This is a genomic window from Paenibacillus algorifonticola (genome assembly GCF_050481745.1).
Taxonomy (GTDB): Bacteria; Bacillota; Bacilli; order Paenibacillales; family Paenibacillaceae; genus Pristimantibacillus; species Pristimantibacillus algorifonticola_A.
Genome location: NZ_JBCNGR010000017.1, coordinates 146,652 through 166,182 on the forward strand (window position 1 = coordinate 146,652; position 19,531 = coordinate 166,182).

At 50.5% G+C, this 19,531-nt stretch carries 17 protein-coding genes; 16 read left to right on the forward strand and 1 reads right to left on the reverse strand.

What is annotated here, in order from left to right; genetic code table 11:
- The first annotated feature begins 123 nt into the window (after nt 1-123).
- The 14 genes from ABEW34_RS16930 (at nt 124) to ABEW34_RS16995 (ending at nt 14,419) form a co-directional block, all read left to right on the forward strand.
- A complete protein-coding gene (locus ABEW34_RS16930) occupies nt 124-1,467 on the forward strand; it encodes an ABC transporter substrate-binding protein (RefSeq protein ID WP_430160338.1) in 1,344 nt (447 codons plus the stop codon).
- 103 nt (nt 1,468-1,570) lie between these two features.
- Nucleotides 1,571-2,455: a carbohydrate ABC transporter permease gene (locus ABEW34_RS16935; RefSeq protein ID WP_430160339.1), complete on the forward strand. Its 885-nt coding sequence runs from the start codon at nt 1,571-1,573 to the stop codon at nt 2,453-2,455.
- On the forward strand, nt 2,455-3,282 hold the full coding sequence (locus ABEW34_RS16940) for a carbohydrate ABC transporter permease (protein ID WP_430160340.1): 828 nt from the start codon (nt 2,455-2,457) through the stop codon (nt 3,280-3,282). The genes ABEW34_RS16935 and ABEW34_RS16940 overlap by 1 nt, the downstream gene beginning before the upstream one ends.
- Before the next feature lie 25 nt (nt 3,283-3,307).
- Nucleotides 3,308-4,789 carry a glycoside hydrolase family 32 protein gene (locus tag ABEW34_RS16945; protein WP_430160341.1) on the forward strand — a complete coding sequence of 494 codons (1,482 nt, stop codon included), beginning with the start codon at nt 3,308-3,310 and terminating at the stop codon, nt 4,787-4,789.
- Nucleotides 4,790-5,054: 265 nt separating this feature from the next.
- Nucleotides 5,055-6,542, forward strand: coding sequence for an efflux RND transporter periplasmic adaptor subunit (locus ABEW34_RS16950; protein ID WP_430160342.1), 1,488 nt, complete (start codon nt 5,055-5,057; stop codon nt 6,540-6,542).
- On the forward strand, nt 6,539-7,297 hold the full coding sequence (locus tag ABEW34_RS16955) for an ABC transporter ATP-binding protein (protein ID WP_430160343.1): 759 nt from the start codon (nt 6,539-6,541) through the stop codon (nt 7,295-7,297). The genes ABEW34_RS16950 and ABEW34_RS16955 overlap by 4 nt, the downstream gene beginning before the upstream one ends.
- Nucleotides 7,239-8,411, forward strand: a complete 1,173-nt coding sequence (locus ABEW34_RS16960; protein WP_430160344.1) for an ABC transporter permease — start codon at nt 7,239-7,241, stop codon at nt 8,409-8,411. Before ABEW34_RS16955 ends, ABEW34_RS16960 begins: the two co-directional genes overlap by 59 nt.
- A 98-nt stretch (nt 8,412-8,509) precedes the next feature.
- On the forward strand, nt 8,510-9,691 hold the full coding sequence (gene spoIID, locus ABEW34_RS16965; RefSeq protein WP_430160345.1) for a stage II sporulation protein D: 1,182 nt from the start codon (nt 8,510-8,512) through the stop codon (nt 9,689-9,691).
- 119 nt (nt 9,692-9,810) lie between these two features.
- The gene (locus ABEW34_RS16970) at nt 9,811-10,554 is read left to right on the forward strand and encodes a peptidoglycan DD-metalloendopeptidase family protein (protein ID WP_430160346.1); all 744 of its coding nucleotides are present in this window, start codon (nt 9,811-9,813) and stop codon (nt 10,552-10,554) included.
- 171 nt (nt 10,555-10,725) lie between these two features.
- Nucleotides 10,726-11,013 carry a sporulation transcriptional regulator SpoIIID gene (gene spoIIID, locus ABEW34_RS16975; RefSeq protein ID WP_046231346.1) on the forward strand — a complete coding sequence of 96 codons (288 nt, stop codon included), beginning with the start codon at nt 10,726-10,728 and terminating at the stop codon, nt 11,011-11,013.
- Between the two features lie 133 nt (nt 11,014-11,146).
- Nucleotides 11,147-12,148 carry a rod shape-determining protein gene (locus tag ABEW34_RS16980; protein ID WP_056036837.1) on the forward strand — a complete coding sequence of 334 codons (1,002 nt, stop codon included), beginning with the start codon at nt 11,147-11,149 and terminating at the stop codon, nt 12,146-12,148.
- Between the two features lie 196 nt (nt 12,149-12,344).
- Nucleotides 12,345-13,214, forward strand: a complete 870-nt coding sequence (locus ABEW34_RS16985; protein ID WP_430160347.1) for a flagellar hook-basal body protein — start codon at nt 12,345-12,347, stop codon at nt 13,212-13,214.
- A 36-nt stretch (nt 13,215-13,250) separates the two neighbouring features.
- Nucleotides 13,251-14,096, forward strand: coding sequence for a flagellar hook-basal body protein (locus ABEW34_RS16990; protein ID WP_430160348.1), 846 nt, complete (start codon nt 13,251-13,253; stop codon nt 14,094-14,096).
- Between the two features lie 17 nt (nt 14,097-14,113).
- Nucleotides 14,114-14,419 carry a DNA-directed RNA polymerase subunit beta gene (locus ABEW34_RS16995; RefSeq protein WP_430160349.1) on the forward strand — a complete coding sequence of 102 codons (306 nt, stop codon included), beginning with the start codon at nt 14,114-14,116 and terminating at the stop codon, nt 14,417-14,419.
- A 159-nt stretch (nt 14,420-14,578) separates the two neighbouring features.
- Here ABEW34_RS16995 and ABEW34_RS17000 read toward each other — a convergent pair whose 3' ends face one another.
- Nucleotides 14,579-16,780: an Ig-like domain-containing protein gene (locus ABEW34_RS17000; protein WP_430160350.1), complete on the reverse strand. Its 2,202-nt coding sequence runs from the start codon at nt 16,778-16,780 to the stop codon at nt 14,579-14,581.
- Nucleotides 16,781-17,218: 438 nt separating this feature from the next.
- Between ABEW34_RS17000 and fabZ the strand changes: the two genes are divergently transcribed.
- Together fabZ and ABEW34_RS17010 are read left to right on the forward strand one after the other, a co-directional pair.
- Complete coding sequence (fabZ, locus tag ABEW34_RS17005; RefSeq protein WP_430160351.1) at nt 17,219-17,650, forward strand: 3-hydroxyacyl-ACP dehydratase FabZ; 432 nt, start codon at nt 17,219-17,221, stop codon at nt 17,648-17,650.
- A gap of 129 nt (nt 17,651-17,779) precedes the next feature.
- A complete protein-coding gene (locus ABEW34_RS17010; RefSeq protein WP_430160352.1) occupies nt 17,780-19,489 on the forward strand; it encodes a phospho-sugar mutase in 1,710 nt (569 codons plus the stop codon).
- Nucleotides 19,490-19,531 lie beyond the last annotated feature (42 nt).

Genomic DNA, 19,531 nt, shown 5'->3' on the forward strand with positions numbered 1-19,531 from the left:
CAATCGTTTGACATGTCAAACGATTGACATATTTTTTATCACAGACTATAATACGTAATGAAAGCGGTTTATAAATCGGTTCCAGCATAGAATATTTATCATTTAGAATCGGGGGACGAACAAATGAAATCTTGGAAAAGCTTGCAGGCTCTGCTCGTATCTTTGGTAATGGTTATCGTAGTAACGGCGTGCGGAGGCAACGCTGGCTCAACACCTACAGATTCATCCACAGCTGAAGGCGGCGTAAATAGTGGAAGTGCTTCAGGAGATGTGAAAATTACGCTGCTGAATTCCAAAGGGGAAATTCAAACGCAGCTTGAAGATGCAGCGAAAGCGTTTAAAGAGGATTATCCGAATATTACGCTGGAGATCATTCCGGTTCCGGCAGGACAGTCGCCATTTGAGAAAGCATCCGCGCTGTATGCGGCGAATAGCCCATCGACGATTACGATGCTGGATACAGGGGATGTGGAGAAGTTCAAGGATCGCCTCGTCGATCTGAGCGGGGAAAAATGGATGTCTGACAAGGTTGACGGCAGCACGGATCTGACGACCTTCGATGGCAAAAACTATGCATTCCCGCTATCGATTGAAGGCTACGGTTTTATTTACAACAAAGCGGTCGTAGACAAAGCAGTTGGCGGCAGCTTCGATCCGGCTACTATTACGACGACGCAGGCACTGGAAGATTTGTTTAAAAAGATCGAAGCCTCCGGTACTGGCGCGCTGATCGTCTCTCCAATGGATTGGTCGCTTGCCGCCCACTACCTTCCACTCGCTTATGCGGGGCAATCAGCCGATAAAGCAGTGGTGAACCAGTTTATTACCGACCTGAAGGCTGGAAGTGTTGATCTTGCGACCAACAAAGTGTTTAACGGACTGATGGATACGTTCGACATTATGAAGGAGCACAACATTGATAAAGCTTCCCCGCTCGCAGGAACATATGAGAAGGGTCCTGAGGTATTGGGCAAAGGCGAGGTTGGCATTTGGTTCCAGGGCAACTGGGCTTGGCCGCAAATCAGCAGCTTTGATACAGCAAGCGGCGCATACGGCTTCCTGCCAGTGCCGATCAGCAACAATCCGGATGATTTCGGCAACACGCAAATTTCCGCCGCTGTCTCGAAACGTCTCGTTCTAGACAAGGAGAAAAGCACGCCGGAGCAGCAGGCAGCAGCGAAAACGTTCCTGGAGTGGATGGTTTATAAAGAGAAAGGCCAAGATTTCCTGATCAATAAAGCGAACATTGTGCCTGCGTTCAAAAACATTACACTGGAGCCGCAGGATCCGCTTGCTAAGTCCATTCAAGCGTATATCACGGGCGGCAAAATCGAGGAATCGATGAGTGCGCTCCCGGCAGATCACTGGAGCAAGGTAGGCGCTTCGATGCAAAAATATTTGGCTGGAGCAGCTGACCGCGCTACGCTTGCCAAGGAAATTCAGGAATACTGGACGACTGTAAAGTAGCGTGAACTAGACGACAAACAACAGCTTAGAAGAGGATGCGATGGACAGGCCTGCATGACTTGTCCATCGCTTCGCTTCCATGAAACGTTAGCGAGGGATAACGATGATATCGGAAAAAGGACTTTGGAGCCGTCTTCGGCTGCGGCTATTGTTCACCGGGCCTACCCTGTTTGCTTTTGCCACCGTCATGATTGTGCCGTTTGTGTACGGCATTTATTTAACCTTCACGAATTGGGATGGCATTTCCACGACGAGTACGATGGTCGGTTTTGAAAACTATGCGTATGTGTGGAAAGACGCGGTATTCTGGAAGTCTTTTTATTTAACGCTTAAATATGTGTTTATCAGTGTGGCGCTCGTCAATGTGGTGGCCTTTTTGCTAGCCTATTTTTTATCGAGCGGCTTGAAGGGCCAGAGCTTTTTCCGGGCCGGATTTTTTATTCCGAATTTGGTCGGCGGCATTGTGCTTGGATTTGTATGGCAATTTATTTTTTCTAACGTACTTGTATCCATTGGACAAAAAGCAGGCATCTCCGTATTCGGCACGTCCTGGCTTGCTGATCCGGATAAAGCATTTTTGGCGCTTATAATTGTAACGGTGTGGCAATATGCCGGTTATATGATGGTCATTTATGTGGCGGGCCTCATGAATGTGCCGAAGGATATTATGGAGGCAGCCAGCATTGATGGGGCAACGGCATTCCGCAAGCTGCGGACGATGATTTTGCCGCTGATGGTGCCGTCTTTTATCGTATGTGTATTTTTATCGCTGCAGCGAACGTTTATGGTTTACGATTTGAACCTGACGCTGACGAAGGGCGGACCGTTCAAAAGCACGGAAATGGTCTCGATGCATGTGTATGAGAAAGCGTTCCTCTCAAGAGATTATGGGGTAGGTCAGTCGGAAGCGCTTGTACTGTTCCTGCTCGTAGCGGGCATTACGCTATTGCAAGTGTATTTCAGCAAGAAGCTGGAGGTGGAGGCCTGATGAAGCGCTTGAAAGCCTCTATGGAATGGAGCAAGTTTATTGTTTTGCTGGTTGGCCTTGTGGCCTTCGTCTTTCCATTTATTTTGCTAATCGTCAATTCCTTTAAGGAAAATAAAGCGATCACCGCATCGCCGCTTTCTTTGCCTGAGAGCTTCAATCTGGCGAATTACGAGTCGGCGTTTACGAAAATGAATTATGTATCCGCGTTTTCGAACACGGTTATCATTACGGTGCTGAGCGTCTTGCTCATCTCGGTGCTTGCGGCCATGACAGCCCATTTCTTGGTGCGAAACCAAAGCAAATTTAATCAATATACGTTTTTCCTGATGGTAGCAGCGATGATTATCCCGTTCCAGGCGATTATGATTCCGCTTGTGAAGGTGTATGGCAACCTGCATTTGCTGGATAACAAATGGACGCTGATTTATATGTATCTCGGCTTTGGAAGCCCGCTTGCGGTATTCATTTATCACGGTTTTGTGAAAAGCATTCCGGCGGAGCTGGAGGAGGCCGCAATGATTGATGGCTGCACGCGGACACAGACGTTTTTCCGCATTGTGTTCCCTGTACTCGCACCAACGTCGGTGACAATTGCGATATTGAATGTATTATGGATCTGGAATGACTTCCTGCTTCCATCGCTTGTGCTGACTTCATCGGAGCAGCGAACGCTGCCGCTCTCGACCTTTTATTTCTATGGCACTTATACCGTCGATTACGGTCCGCTGATGGCTGGCCTGCTGCTCACTATTTTGCCAATACTTGTCGTCTATTTGTTCGCACAAAAATTTATTATTCAAGGTGTCATGCAAGGCTCCATTAAATAAACGCGTAAGAATAGGATGATTGATCATGTTGTATACGCTCGAAAATGCCGAGCAGTTTGTAGCGGAAAGAAAGCATTTGCTGCGTCCGCAGTACCGTCTTGGCTATCATTTAATGGCGGAGTTTGGCTGGATGAACGACCCGAACGGCTTTATTTTTCATAATGGGCATTATCATTTATTTTATCAATATTATCCGTATCAGCCGGCGTGGGGACCGATGCATTGGGGCCATGCTATCAGCCGCGATTTGATTTCATGGGAGTATGCGCCGGTTGCGCTCGCGCCAGATCAGCCGTATGACAGTGGGGGCTGCTTCTCTGGGAGCGCGGTTGTCCACGAGGGCAAGCTTCATCTCATGTACACGGGGCATGTAGTGACGGGGCCGAATACGGATACGGATTATTATCAGACGCAAAATATTGCGGTATCAGACGATGGCGTGAAATTCGCCAAGCTGGTGAGCAATCCAGTACTTGGGCTCGAGCAGATTCCGGCTGGAGCGAGCCGCAAAGATTTTCGCGATCCGAAGGTGTTTGTTCGGGATGGCTGCTATTATACAGTCATCGGCTCAAATGACGGTGCAGGGCATGGCCTGATTTTGCTCTATCGTTCACAGAATCTCGTGAATTGGACCTTTGTTGGCGAGATGGCGCGCAGCGACGGACAGATGGGCGACAATTGGGAATGCCCAGATTTGTTCGAGCTTGATGGCCATGATGTGCTGGTGATGTCGCCGCAGCGGATGCCTGCTCAAGGCGACCACTATCGTAATTTGCATTCTACTACTTATATGGTAGGGAAATTAAATACGGAGACAGGATCGTTCTCGTATGACGGCTATGAGCCGATTGATTTCGGCTTTGATTTTTATGCGCCGCAGACGGCGCTGGACTCGCAAGGCCGGCGCATCGTCATCGGCTGGATGGAAACGTGGGAGCAGGAAATTCCGACCCAGCTCGGCCATTATTGGGCCGGGGCGATGACGCTGCCGCGTGAAGCTGTGCTGCGCAGCAGCGATAGGAAGCTGCTGTTTCAGCCGCTGGAAGAGCTGAAGGCGTACCGCCGCGATGGCTATGAGCGGAGTGGGCTGGAGCTTTCGGGGGAGCAATTGCTTGCTGCACAGGGAGATTGCTATGAGCTTGAAGTAGTGTTCCGTATCGGCAGCGCCCGTGAGCTTGGCTTGAAGCTGCGGACGAATGGGGCAGGAGAAGAGACGGTGCTTGCTTATCATGCGGATGAGGGGCTGTTTCGCTTCAATCGGGATTGTTCCGGTATCGGACAAGGCGGTGAAAGAAGGACGGCTATTGCACTGGCGGAAGGCGGCGAGCTTTCGCTGCGCATTTTCGTCGATCAGTCGTCAGTTGAGGTGTTTCTCCAGGGCGGGGAAAAAGTGATGACCGGACGTATTTACCCGGGCGAAGCCTCGACAGGCATTGCCGCCTTCGCCTCGGGCGGAACGAGTACACTCGTTTCATTTAAAAAATGGGATATTGAGCGCCAGCTTTAATGCAGCTTCCCTATAGGCGAGGGCAACATCGCGGCTAGTTTAGAGCGGTACTGTAAACATGAGCGTGACTGGCGCATGCCAGGTTTGAGAACAGGACAGAGGTTATGTCCTGTTCTCTTTTTTATTTTCAGCGGCAGAAACGATGGATGTTCTTGCAGCGCGGAACTAGCTAGGGCGGATACCCGGTCAGGCTTGTTCATTCTCCGTTCATTTTTTCATGCTATATTCGTCACGAATATGTCAGTCGGAGGGTGGAATACAGTCGATGAAAAAGTGGAAGCTATGGCTTGGTATTATCCTTGTAGTAGGCGCGGCCGGGGGAGGCGGTGCCTATTATTATTTGAAGATGGGGCAGCCGGCGACGGTGCAGGCGGCAACCTCGCAAACGGTGAAAGCGACGCGGGGCAATATTGAGCTGAAAATAAGCGCGACAGGCAGTGTGGAAGCCAATTCTCGCGAAACCGTAACGTCCGGCGTATCCGGTACGATTGCAAAGCTGAACTTCAAAGTCGGCGATAAGGTGAAGGCAGGCCAAGTGCTGGCAACGTTTGAATCCGAGAAGGACTACGATAGCCAGATTGAGCAGACGGAGCTTTCTATTAAGAAGCAGCAGGTGCAGATGGAGCAATATCAGACCAAATATAAGGAAGCTGCGGGCACGGAGGATGAACTGGCGACCCAGCAAAGCATCAAAACAGATATGGAGATGCTGGCGCTGGAAATCAAGCAAAACGAGGACAGCCTGAGCACCATGAGGGAAGATCAACTAAAGGTGACTGAGGTTGTGGCGACGATTGATGGCGAGGTGACGGAAAGCGAGGTTTCCGTTGGAGACGAGGTTGTAGCGAATACGGTTATTGCGTCTATCGTCAATTATGCTTTGCTTGATTTTGTCGTGCAGGTCGATGAGCTGGACATTCCGTCGGTCAAAACAGGCCAAGTGGTGCAAGTGTATTTGAGCGCGCTGACGGACAAGACGATCGAAGGCAAAGTAGCCAGCTTGGCACGTGAGGGCACGGCATCTAATGGCGTATCCGCTTATGAGGTGACGATTTCGCTTGATACGATTGAGGGCGTGATGACGGGCATGTCGGGGGAAGCGGACATTATTTTGGAGTCCAGAAATGATGTCGTCGTTGTACCAGTAGACGCTGTTATTGAACGTGGCGGCAAATCCTTCGTTCGCGTGCCAACGACGAGCACGCAGGGTGCGAGCGGGACACAAGGTACAAGCGGGGCAGCAGGGGCACAAGGCGCTGCCGGAGCTCAAGGTTCAAACGATGCTCAAGACGGTACGGGTGCACAAGGAACACGTGGGGCACAAGGTGGAACCGGTGGCCAAGCTGCGGGCGGAGCTGCGCAAGGTGCAGCTGGCACGCAGGGAACGCGTGGAACACAAGGCGCAGCGGGCACTCAAGGTGTGAATGGTGCACAGGGAGCGGCAGGTACGGGTGGAACGGCGCAAGGCACGGCAAACATGCAGCGCGGTGGCGCTCAGATGGAAGGGCAGTTAGTCGAAGTAGAAGCGGGAATCAGCGATGAAACGTATGTGGAAATTATTTCGGGGCTGAATGAAGGCGACTCGGTGCTTATCCCAACGCCGCAGGGCACGGTAGGCATGACAACAACGACGACCCAGCAAAATCAAGCGACTATGGGAGGCGGCATGATGCAGGGTGGCTTCGGCGGTGGAGGTGTCGGATTCGGCGGCGGATTCACTGGCGGCGGCGGAGCAGGCGGTGGGCGCCCATGACCAGCGAAAGCAGCAGCATTTTAATCGACATTAACCATCTCGTTAAAAATTATGTGATGGGCCGGGAAACGGTGACGATTCTTAAAGGCGTATCCTTTCAGGTGGAAAAAGGTGATTTTGTCGCCATTGTCGGGCCCTCCGGCTCGGGAAAATCAACGATGATGAATGTTATCGGCTGTCTGGATACGCCGACCGACGGCAGCTACAAGCTGGACGGCATTGAGGTTAGAGGAATGAGTGAGAATAAGCTGGCGGATATTCGCAACAAGAAGATCGGGTTTATTTTTCAAGGCTTTCACCTGCTGCCACGGCTCACCGCGCTTGAAAATTGCGAGCTGCCGCTCATTTATCGAGGGCTGCCTGCGAAGCAGCGCCGGGCTATGGCGATGAAGGCGCTGGAGCAGGTCGGCCTTGGAGAGCGGGTGCATCACCGCCCGAGCGAGCTGTCGGGCGGACAGCAGCAGCGGGTTGCCATCGCCCGGGCGCTGGCGACGAACCCGCCGATTTTGCTGGCGGATGAGCCGACTGGAGCACTTGATATGAAGACGGGGCAGGAAGTGCTGCAGCTTATGGAAGACTTGAATCAGCAGGGTCACACGATTGTGCTGATTACGCATGATATGGAGGTTGCTCATCGGGCAAGCCGTACGGTTATTATGCGGGACGGCGTGCTGACCGAGGAAGGGAGGGACAGGGATGAAGCTGACGCAGGGGTTCAGGATGGCGATCAAGAGCGTCTTGTCAAGCAAGCTTAGAACAGCCCTCTCCATGCTGGGCATACTGATCGGCGTAGCGACGGTTATTGCGCTGGTCGGTATGGGGCAAGGCTCGACGAAGCAAGTGGAGGAGCAGGTTGCCAGCCTTGGTACCAACTCCTTGTCGGTAACTATAACAGGCCGTGGAACGGCAACCTCCCTCTCACTCGACGATGCAATGGCTTTGGCTGATATTCCGAATGTGGAGGGCGTATCCCCGACGGTCAGTGGCAGTGCAACGGTGAAGTATGCGAAAAATAGTACGAGTGTAACAGTAGAGGGCATTACACCGGATTACGAGCAGGTGAGCGATTTCAGCGTGCAGTCCGGCAGATACATTGCCTCGATGGATGTAAAAAGCACCCAAAAGGTTGCATTAATCGGGGTTGATACGGCAACGGAGCTGTTCGAAGAAGAGGACCCGGTTGGCAAAACGATTCAAGTGAACGGCAGCCGCTTTACGATCGTCGGGCTGTTGGAGGCGAAGGGCAGCTCGCTCACCGGCTCCAATGATGAAAAAATTGCGATTCCGATCACGACGGCGCAAAAGCTTTTTGATAGTGTCGGTGTGCGTACAGTCGCTCTCAAGGTGACCGATCTTGATCTGATGGATATAACCGTCGCAGCGCTTGAGGCCAAGCTGCTGGAGAAATTCAGGGGCGATGACAGCAGCTATCGGGTATTCAACCAGCAGGATGCGGTCGAGACGCTTAATTCGGTCAATGAGACGATGAATACGATGCTGCTTTATGTGGCGGCTATTACGCTGCTCGTCGGCGGCATTGGAGTCATGAATATTATGCTGGTGTCCGTTACGGAGCGGACGCGGGAAATCGGCATTCGCAAGTCGCTGGGCGCAAAGCGCAGAGATATTTTGTTCCAATTTCTTGTGGAGGCCGTTGTCATTAGCGGCATGGGCGGCGCACTCGGCATTGGGTTCGGTTATTTGGGTTCCTATGTCATCGGTGTGGTGAATGGGACGGATACTTCGGTTCCGTTTAATACGGTCATTTTGTCGTTTGCCTTCTCTGCTTTTGTCGGAATCGTGTTCGGCATTTTCCCGGCCAATAAAGCTTCGAGGCTGAAGCCAGTCGACGCGCTGCGCCACGATTAGCTCTCCTTTCTGTTCTACCCTATTAAATCCGCTCATAGAATGAACTATCCAGTTAAGCAGGATGGCATTGCTATAAAAAGGTAGCGGAAGGAGCAGGGATGAGACGAAGAAGAATCGAACGCAGAGTGTCAGAAGAGCTGCAACGCTTGAAGATCAGCCGCTGGGTGCCAATATTTTCAATAGGTCTATTGCTCGGCATTACCGTAGCTTTAATGAAAGTTTCCCTTGGAGGCATGCCAGCTCGCATGCCCGCGACTCTAGCGAATGCCCAGCCAGAAGAGGCAGTGGGGATGGCTTTTGAGCCACCCGGCACGGGTAGGGGCAGCGGGGCGAATAAAGTCGAAGCGGGCAGTGCCGTCATCGCGCAGCATATGGGCGGGCTGTTGCCCAAAACGACAGGCGCGCTTAACGGGCTCATCGTACGCACCTATATGATGAAGGAACAGCGCACGGAAAGCTTGCCGTTGGAGGAGTATGTGCGCGGCGTTATCGCAGCGGAAATGCCGGCCGATTTTGAGCTGGAGGCTCTCAAGGCTCAGGCGATAGCCGCACGCACCTATATCGTACGCCGCCTCGTTTCTGGTGATGACAGCGGCGTGGAGCATGTAGAGGCAGACGTAACGGACACAATTGCCCATCAGGCCTATTTGCCGCTCGCGCAGCTGAAGCAGCATTGGCAACGAGCCAAGCAGAGCGCTAATATGAAAAAGCTGAATGAAGCGGTGAAGCAGACGGAGGGACTAATCGTCACCTATAATGGCGAGCCGATCCAGGCCGCTTTTTTTTCCACCAGCAGCGGGTATACGGAAAATTCCGAAGACTATTGGTCTAGTGGGATTCCTTATTTGCGCAGCGTCGCGAGTCCATGGGACATCGAGCTTTCACCGCGATATAAAGAAAGCGTGGAGCTGACGCTGGCGCAATTTTATGAGAAGCTTGGCCTTCAGGGGGAGAGCAGGGTTCAGCCTTCCATTCGGGTATTAGCTGCGACGGCAGGAAAAAGCATCAGCCAAATCGAAATCGCCGGAACGGTATTCACTGGCCGCGAGGTGCGCGAACGATTGGGACTAGCCTCAGCCGCTTTTACATGGAAAATGAACGATAAGACCATTACCATTACTACCTATGGTTATGGACATGGCGTCGGCATGAGCCAATGGGGAGCGAACGGCATGGCAAAGCTAGGCTATTCGGCGAAAGATATATTAACCTACTATTATACCGATGTGAAGGTAGAGCAGGCTTCCAAGTTCTCGGGAGTGCTGCTTGGTCGCTCCTAGCGCAGGTAAACAAAGGCTTTTTCGAAATCTTAAAGTCTCTATATTTTTATCGATCTTTCCATCTGCCCTCACGTATAAACCTAGCGAATCTGGCAACAATGGCTAGTGAGGTGATAGAAATGAACAATCAAAACAAACCAAAGCAAGGCTCAGAGGAAACTCCCAAAAATGGACTGGGAGCATCATCTGCCGCGGGTTCAGGCAATGGATTTAAAAGGCTGCTGGCACGCAAATGGGTTTCGCCAGCAATATTTATGGCCGCGGCAGCAATTATCGTAACCTTAATGTGGGTCTACCAGGGGGCGGATGACAGCAAGCTAACGACAGCTTCAGAACATCCGGGCCAAACGGAAGCCGCAGTAGGCGAGGGTACGGTAACACAGCCGGAGGGCGCGGTTGATGAAGTCATTCGCGAAGGCGAGCAGTTGCAATGGCCGGTTGTGAACAAGGACGCGCTGCAAATCGAAACCCCTTTCTATGATGCTAACGCGAGCAGTGATGAGCGTCAGGCAGCTATGGTGCAGATGGGAAATACCTTCTCGCCGCACATGGGTATCGATCTTGTAGACCCGAATGACCGGTCGTTTGATGTGGTAGCCGCTATGTCGGGCAAAGTGAGCCTCGTGCTTAACCATCCGACGAATGGCAGCATTATCGAAATCAACCATGGCGACGGTCTGGTGACCACTTACCAAAGCCTTAGCGACGTGAACGTGGCAGTTGGCGATGAAGTGAAACAGGGAACGATTATTGCCAAAGCGGCTCGCAACGAGCAGGAGAAGGATTTGGGCGTCCATCTGCACTTTGAAGTGCGTGAAAACGGAAAAGCTGTCAATCCAAGCACCGTAGTCGGCGAGCAATAAACGCTAACAAAATAGGTCTTCAGGCCTTGCAGGCAGGGGAATATCCCCTGCCTGTTTTGTATTTTTATGAAAATTTTATGACAAACTGGCTTGTCAGGCTTGACCATAAAGAATATATACCCGCGCCCCTCATATAATGTACCAAACTATCTCGAGTAGGGAGGCGGGAACGTGCACGATTACATCAAAGAGCGAACCATTAAAATAGGCCGTTGCATCGTGGAGACGAAGCACACGGTACGAACGATCGCCAAGGAGTTCGGCGTATCCAAGAGTACGGTCCATAAGGATTTAACCGAACGGCTGCCGGAAATTAACCCCGACCTGGCGGATCAGGTGAAGCACATTTTGGAGTATCACAAGTCAATCCGCCATCTGCGCGGGGGTGAAGCAACGAAAATCAAATATAAGAAAACGAGCACGAAGAAGAGGGAAGTTCTGGCCGCCGGGAAAACATAATTTATTCGCAAATTATTACAAACGGGTAGAGGATTTTATAGTTTTTTGGCGAATAATGTACGTTAGGGGTTTCTACGTCGTGGGAACTAATTGACCGTAGCGTTTACACTATTCGTTGGAGGACTTACGCCTTATGCTGAGCAAGGACATTGGAATTGATTTGGGAACGGCTAACGTATCTATTCATGTAAAAGGGAGAGGCGTTGTGCTCGATGAGCCGTCTGTCGTCGCGATTGAGAGCGACACGAAGAAGGTGCTTGCCGTTGGTGAGGAAGCTCATCGGATGGTCGGCCGTACGCCAGGCAACATTATTGCAATCCGCCCGTTAAGGGATGGGGTTATTGCTGACTTCGAAATAACGGAAATTATGCTGAAAGCGTTTATTGATCGAGTAGAAGGGCGTAAATGGCTGAGCCGTCCGCGCATCTTGATTTGTGCGCCAACGAATATTACATCCGTTGAGCAGAAGGCGATTCGTGAAGCGGCGGAACGCAGCGGAGCCAAGGAAGTATTTTTGGAAGAGGAAGCTAAAGCTGCCGCTATCGGGGCTGGAATGGACATCTTCCAGCCTAGCGGCAACATGGTTGTGGATATTGGCGGAGGCACGACGGATGTAGCGGTTCTGTCCATGGGCGACGTCGTGACCGCCTCTTCTATTAAAATCGCAGGAGACAAGTTCGATGCTGCGATCATGAAGTATATTAAAGATAAGTACAAGCTGCTGATCGGCGAGCGGACAAGCGAGGATATCAAGATCAAAATCGGTAAAGTTTACGAGGACGGACAACGCTCGGAAATGGATATCCGTGGACGCGATATGGTAACGGGCTTGCCGCTTACCATGACGATTCATTCGGAAGAGATTCAAGAAGCGCTTTGGGATTCGGTCATGTCAATCGTGGCAACGGCGAAGTCCGTACTGGAAAAAACGCCGCCTGAGCTGTCGGCAGATATTATTGACAGGGGCGTTATTTTGACCGGTGGCGGTGCATTGCTGAATGGCCTGGATACGCTGCTTGCGGAAGAACTCAAGGTTCCGGTACTGATTGCGGAAGATCCGATGCATTGCGTCGTTAAAGGTACCGGCATTCTGCTTGATAACTTGGACAAGCTTGGCAAGAAGCCTCGCTTCTAAGGAGTTAGGCAGAAGCAGCGCTTGCATAGCCGTTTGCGCGGGTAGGGCGTTTAAAAGGGGACGCGCCGAGGCGTTAAATTGAGTCAAAGGTCGCATAGGAAGCTATAACTGAAGACATGCCTTTAACCGATATATAAATAGTGGCATATACAGCGAGAGGGAACAGCCTTATACGATCTTCGAGGAGGCAATTGCAATGCTTAGAGGGCTTTACACAGCAGCTGCAGGCTTGACGGCCCAGCAGCGCAGACATGATACCGTAACGAATAATATTTCAAATATAAATACACCGGGCTATAAGCAGACGAATGCGGTCACGCGTTCGTTCCCGGATACGCTGCTTTCCATGACAGGCGTACAGGGCGAGTCAAGCAAGTCCATCGGTCGTCTCGGCATGGGGGTATTTGCAGAGGAGAGCTTGTCGCTGCATGTTCAAGGGGACTTGTCCCAGACGGACAAGCCTACTGACTTCGCACTCGTGTCCAACATTGCGGTGGAGGGTGCGGCGTTTGACGAGTCCGGCAAATACGTGGCTGATGACGGTACGGTGACGTTCCAGCCGCAAGCATTCTTTACGCTGCAGGATGCGCAAGGGGATCTTCGCTATACGCGGGGCGGCTCCTTTACGCTGACAGCGGACGGTTTTCTCGTTAACGGAGACGGCGCCAATGTGCTGGGAGCTGATGGGAATCCTATTCAATTCGCAGCAGGCATTGGGCTTGAGCAGCTGTCGCTGACGAAGGATTTGCGTTTTGTTAATACGCAAACCGGTGTGGATAGTGGCGCACAGCCGCTTCTGGTGACGCGAATAAACGAGCCGAACCAACTCGTACGCGCTGGAGACGGCCAGTTCCGTTTTAATGGAGACGCCGCGCAAGCCGTAGCGCTTCAGGAAACGGATCAGGTGGAGGTGCAGCAGGGCTATGTGGAGCGTTCCAACGTAGATGCGGCACAATCCTCCGTTGATTTAATGGCGGCGCTTCGCGCCTATGAAGCCAACCAGAAGGTTGTACAATTTTATGATCAAAGTCTGGAGAAGGCTGTAACGGAAGTAGGCCGCGTTTAAGACGAAGTCAGCAACGGAACGTGAAGGAGGCAGACGATGAACGGCTCAATGATTAATGCGGTAGTCTCGATGGGTGGACTCCAGCAGAAGCTTGATATGATCGCTGATAATATCGCCAACGTGAATACAGTAGGCTATAAGCGGAAGGAAGCAACCTTCGAGGATTTGCTGACGAATGTCAACAAGCAGCCCAATGATTTTAAACAGCCGGGCCGTATGACGCCGCTTGATTTTAACCAAGGCTGGGGCTCCCAGCTGACGATGATTAAGCCGAATCTGGAGCAAGGAACGATCGCAACGACAGGAAAGGACACGGATTTTGCTATTGAAGGAAATGCGTTGTTCGAGGTCATTGTGAACGCTAATGGCGACCGTGCTTATACGCGCAACGGTGCGTTTCAGTTGACGGTTAATGCAAACGGTGATAACATTTTGGCAACGGCTGAAGGCTATCCTATTGTTTCGACAATGGTAACCCAGCCAGGAAATGTAGTAGTTGAGCAGCCCATAACGGTTCCAGATGGCTATAAGCTGGTTATTGGCGCTGATGGCAGTGCGCAAGGTGTTGCTGCTGACGGTACAACCATTAATTTAGGCACAATTAAATTGATGCAAGCAACCCGACCTTCTGCTCTTACTCAGCTGGATGACAATTTGTTTGCCGTAGCTGAAGGACTGAATGTGGGTGATGTAATCCAAGAGGTTACTCCTGACGCGGATAATGCGATCGCGCTGCGCCAAGGCTCTCTTGAGCAATCCAATGTGGATATGAGCAGCGAGATGACTGAGCTGATTAATGTACAACGTGCTTACCAACTGGTAGCTAGGGCATTAACATCAAGCGATTCGATGATGGGGTTGGCGAACGGCTTGCGCAGATAGATAGGGTGATGGTGGTAATGAGTACGACGAATGAACGAGCTGACTTTGCGGATGAGAGGCTGGAAGATGAACAAGCAGAGCAGACCCGCAGCAGCTCGCGCAGGAAGGGGCAAGGCTCCACTCCAGAGAAGAAGAAGCGGCCCCTGGTACTGAGAATCATATTATGGATTTTGCGCCGCAGCATTGTGCCTTGCATCATGGTCATTATGCTGATTGCGGGCCTCTATATCGGTTATACGGTGCTGGGCAAGCAATCGGGAGATGATGTGTTTGAGTGGTCAACTTGGCAGCATGTCTATGATCTTGTATTCTCGGATTCGTAGTTCGCACCGTACGATTGGTTGAAGGCGGTATTCGCAGCTTTTTGCGGATGCCGCTTTTTTGCGTCTTTTGCGGGAGAGGAATCAGCAGATAAAAAAAGAACACCGCTCCGTTTGTTTAAAAAACAAACGGAAGGTATTCTTTTTCATAATATCATATGTTTATTTTACAGTTACACGCATCGATACTGTTTTGCCGTCAAAGGTAGCTTTAATGGTAGCGGAACCTTTGCTCAGCGCGATAATTTTGCCATTGGATACAGTAGCTACGCTCGCTTTGCTTGTTACCCAAGCTGCGCTCGTTGTTACGTCTGCTGGATTGCCAGTCGTATAATTGGCTTGCAGCTTCAGCGAATAAGAAGCGCCTGGGCTAAGCTTAAGCGATTTATCCGAAAGGGTTAGCGATTTAAGCTTAGGTGAAACCGTGATCGGAATTTCCAGCGTTTTGCCTTGATAAGAGCCAGTCAGCTTGCCGCTGCCAACAGCCAGCGCTTTGACGGTGCTGCCATTAACCGTTGCTAAGGTGCTGGAAGAAACGGTCCAGTTCATTTTGGAGCTCAGAACCACTTTTTTGCCGCTTACATAGTAGCCTGTTACTTTAACCGACTTGCTTTTGCCTGGGTAGAGCTCAAGGCTGGATGGTTCTGCTACCAGTTTCTCAATCTCTTCTTCCACGTAAGCTTTGACGGTAGTTGTTTTATTTAAATAGGTTGCTGTTAACGTCACTTTAGAGGCTTCAAGCCCCTTTACTTTGCCATTAACGACAATTGCATTGTCCGATGATGCTTTCCATGTTGCTTTAGAGGAAACATCTTCTTCCGATCCATCTTGATTTACAACGGTAATCGTAGGCAGCGCCGAATCCTTGCCGATCACTACGCTAAGTTCTTTGGTGCTTGGTACGAGCTTCACAGGTGTAAGGTGTACATTGAGCTCAAATGTCGCTTTCAGGCCATTAAGCTCAGCTGTTACAACTGCTTTGCCTACAGCTACTGCTGTCCATTTGCCATCTTCAATGGTAGCGATTTTTTCATCGGCTACGGTCCATTTCACGATTTTGGAAACGTCAGCTGTATCTCCGCCGAAAGTAGTTCCGCTCACTTTAGGCAGCGTCTCGCTTTTTTCCGGGAATGTATCGATAGACTCTTTATCGATTGTCAGCTCGGAGACGCTAGGGAAAACCGTAATATCAATGCTCCGGCTGATGCCTTTAATGGATGCCGTAATTTTAGTTGTTCCGACCGCTTTAGGTGTAACAAGCCCATTCGTCACTGTAGCGACGATCAGATTGGAGGATGTCCATTCCGCCTGCGTAGTCACGTTTTCATCATTTCCGGAAAGCCCCTGAACTTCAGCCGTAATTTGCAAGCCTGGGCTGTTCAGCATCATTTGATATTCCTTGGCTGGCGACAGCTTGATCGATTGGTATGGTGTGCGAACGACAACATCAATAGTCGAGCTTACTCCCAAATAAGTTGCGGTGATTTTAGTTTGGCCAGTCGCAACTGGAGTTACGACGCCATCCTCGACGGTTGCAACAGCAGCGCTGCTTGTTGTCCAAGTTGCTTTTGTTGTTACGGTTTCTGTCGAGCCGCTTGTCGTAGTAGCGATTGCTTGAATCGTCTGGTCATCATCACCCATATCGATTTCAAGCAGCGTCTTTGGCGACAAAGCCAATGATTTATAAGGAGAAGTGACGACGAGCTTTACCGTGTCGGACTTTCCTTTGTATTTTGCTGTAATCGTTGTTGTTCCTGTACCCACTAGCGTAACCGTACCGTCATCGACTGTCGCGACGGAAGAGCTGGAGGATGTCCAGGTTGCATTGGTCGTAATGTTTTCATTGGAGGCGCCGCTCTTAATCCCGCTTAGCGTAAACACTTGCTCTGCGCCGAGACTTACGTCGTAGCTTTCTGCGGCGTTGCTGCCGTTTTTCAAAATTTGTACAGAATCGTACACGTAATCGGATGTAACTTTAATATTTTGGGTGTAACCGCCATAAGTAGCGCTGATCGTAGCCGTTCCTTTGCCCACAGCCGTCAGGACGCCCTTGTCCACTTTGACGTAGGAGGTGTTAGACGATTTCCAAGTAGCGGAGGCGCTAACGTCCTTCTTGGTGGAAGAGCTTGAAGTGGCAGCTAGCAAGGAGACGATAACGGCATCGTCATCAATAAATACTTCCAGAGATGAAGTGCTGTTATTGTAATCCCAAGAATCATAGCTTAGTTCAATGCCTGTTACAGTTTCGTCCGCAGCACTCGCAATGCTGCTGAATGTGGTAGCGATGAGCATGACAGATAGAACGGCGGCGAGCCATCTCCTGATTTCTCTGAGCGACTTGTTCCCGTTTACACTTAAATTCACTACATCCTATCCCTTCGTCTATAGAATAAAAAACTCTCTATTCTATATAACGGTTTACATATAGAGGAAATGAATAAAGATGTCGTAATTTGTTTGAAAAAAATCATTTGCCGCCGCAATTGTACCTGCAAGTCCCAAGTTTAGACATACGGGGGCTATGGCAGTTTTATTTTTGATACGGTAGTTGTATAATGGTTTGGAGCCTTAATGCCGCGCCCGCCAAGGGGTAGAATGCTTGCCATTCTGCGCTTGCGAGCCGCCAGGGAGTCCAGAGGGATTCGCGGTAAAATGAAAGAAGCTTGGCCGCAGACGCTTCGGGTCCGCACAGCCAAGCCCTCTATCTCAACCTTCACAAACTGCAGCTTCATGAAGGATATCTATAGTGTCAGTAAAAATTGCATTTTTTATACCCTCGAAAACAAGGAAGGAGCTTTATTCATGCTCGATATTAATCAAATTCAGGAAATTATCCCCCATCGCCCGCCATTTCTGCTCATTGACCGTATTTTGGAGGTAGAGCCGGGTGTCAGAGCGGTTGGCCTTAAAAATGTAACGATGAACGAACCTTATTTTGTAGGACATTTTCCAGGTTATCCGGTTATGCCTGGCGTACTTATCGTTGAGGCGCTGGCCCAAGTCGGCACTGTAGCAATGCTCATGCTGGAGGTCAACAAAGGCAAATTAGGCTTTTTTGCAGGCATTGATGGCTTTCGATTCCGTGGTCAGGTGAAGCCTGGCGATACGCTTACACTTGAGGTCGTCATTACGAGATTAAAAGGCAGCATCGGCAAAGGACAAGCTACTGCGAAAGTGGGAGACCAAGTTGTTGCTGAAGGCGAGCTCATGTTTGCCCTGTCCGATCCAGCCTAAATTTATTAAAATATAAGGATTTATAAGTTTTACTCTTATAAATGGACTTATATTTCTCGGACTGAAACGAGCTGCACCGCCAGAGGATGGCGACAGCCGTTTCAATTTATATATAAGGGAGAGATCCATATGAGTCAAAATGAAGCGGCAATCCAGAGGTACCATGCTTGGTTAAATGATCCATTGATCGATGATGCGACAAAAGAGGAACTTCGCGGCATCGCGGGCGATGAGAAGGAGATTACAGACCGTTTCTATCGCGATCTGGAATTCGGAACAGGTGGACTGCGCGGAGTTATGGGCGCGGGCACGAACCGTCTTAATACGTATACCGTCGGCAAAGCGACGCAAGGGCTGGCGAACTGGCTGCTAAGGCATGCTTCGGGCGATGCTCCATCAATGGTTATTGCTCATGATTCCCGCAACTATTCACCGGAATTTGCGCTGGATTCAGCGCTTGTACTGGCGGCAAACGGCGTGAAAACTTATTTGTTCAAATCGCTTCGCGCAACGCCACAGCTGTCGTATGCGGTACGCTCGCTTAAAGCTTCCAGCGGTATTGTGATTACAGCTAGCCATAATCCGCCTGAATATAATGGATATAAGGCGTATGGAGCTGACGGCTGCCAGCTTATTCCTGAGGATGCGGAGCAGGTTATCGCTTCCATTCAGCAGGTGACGGGTTTTGATCAGGTGAAGCGTATGAGCCGTGATGAGGCAGAGGCGCAAGGCCTGCTCGTATGGCTGGGCGAGGATGCCGACGAATCCTACATTAATACGGTGGTCGCGCAAAGCTTGAATGTGGAGCTTCTTCGCAGTGGCGTAGGCGAGCAGTTCAGCGTAGTATTCACCCCTCTTCATGGAACAGGCAATATGCCAGTACGCGAGGTGCTTGCGAAGGTCGGATTCAGCAATGTACATATTGTCGCGGAGCAGGAACAGCCCGATGGCTACTTTAGCACGGTCAAATCTCCTAATCCGGAAGAACGCGAGGCGTTTACGCTAGCGATCAAGCTGGCGCAGCAGGTTAATGCCGATATTATTATCGGAACAGACCCGGATGCAGACCGTATGGGTGCAGTTGTAAAAAACAATAACGGCGAATATGTTGTGCTGACAGGCAACCAGTCGGGCGCCTTGATGGTGAATTATGTGCTCAGCCAGCTCACGGAGCGCGGACAATTGCCGGATAATGGTGTTGTTATCAAAACGATTGTTACAAGCGAGATGGGTGCGGATATTGCCCGCTCTTACGGTGTAGCTGTTGAAAATACGCTTACTGGCTTTAAATATATCGGTGAGAAAATGACAGGTTATGAAAAAACGGGTGAGCGCTCGTTCCTTTTCGGCTATGAAGAAAGCTACGGTTATTTGACTGGAACTTATGCACGGGATAAGGATGCTATCGTAGCGGCTTTGCTGATTTGTGAAGCAGCAGCATATTATAGAAGCTTAGGTAAAACACTATATGATGTATTGCTTGAGCTGTATGAGAAGCATGGCGTTTATTTGGAAGGTTTGGAGTCGCGGACGCTGAAGGGTCTTGACGGCGTACAAAAAATAGCTGGCATTATGGACAGCTGGCGTAATCAGCCGCCCGTTGATATTAACGGCGTGAAGATAGAGCAGATATTGGATTACAAGCTCGGACTGGACGGTCTCCGCCCGGAAAACGTGTTGAAATATATGCTTGCCGATGGCTCATGGTTCTGTCTTCGTCCATCGGGTACCGAGCCGAAGATTAAAGTTTATTTTGCGGTTCGCGGTGAATCGACTGTGCAAGCTGAAGAAGCGCTGGATGCTTTGCGCCAGGCGGTTATGGCAAGAGTAGACGGGTAAGGATTATTTGGCTTTAACCGTGGGCAACCGCTCGACAATAGA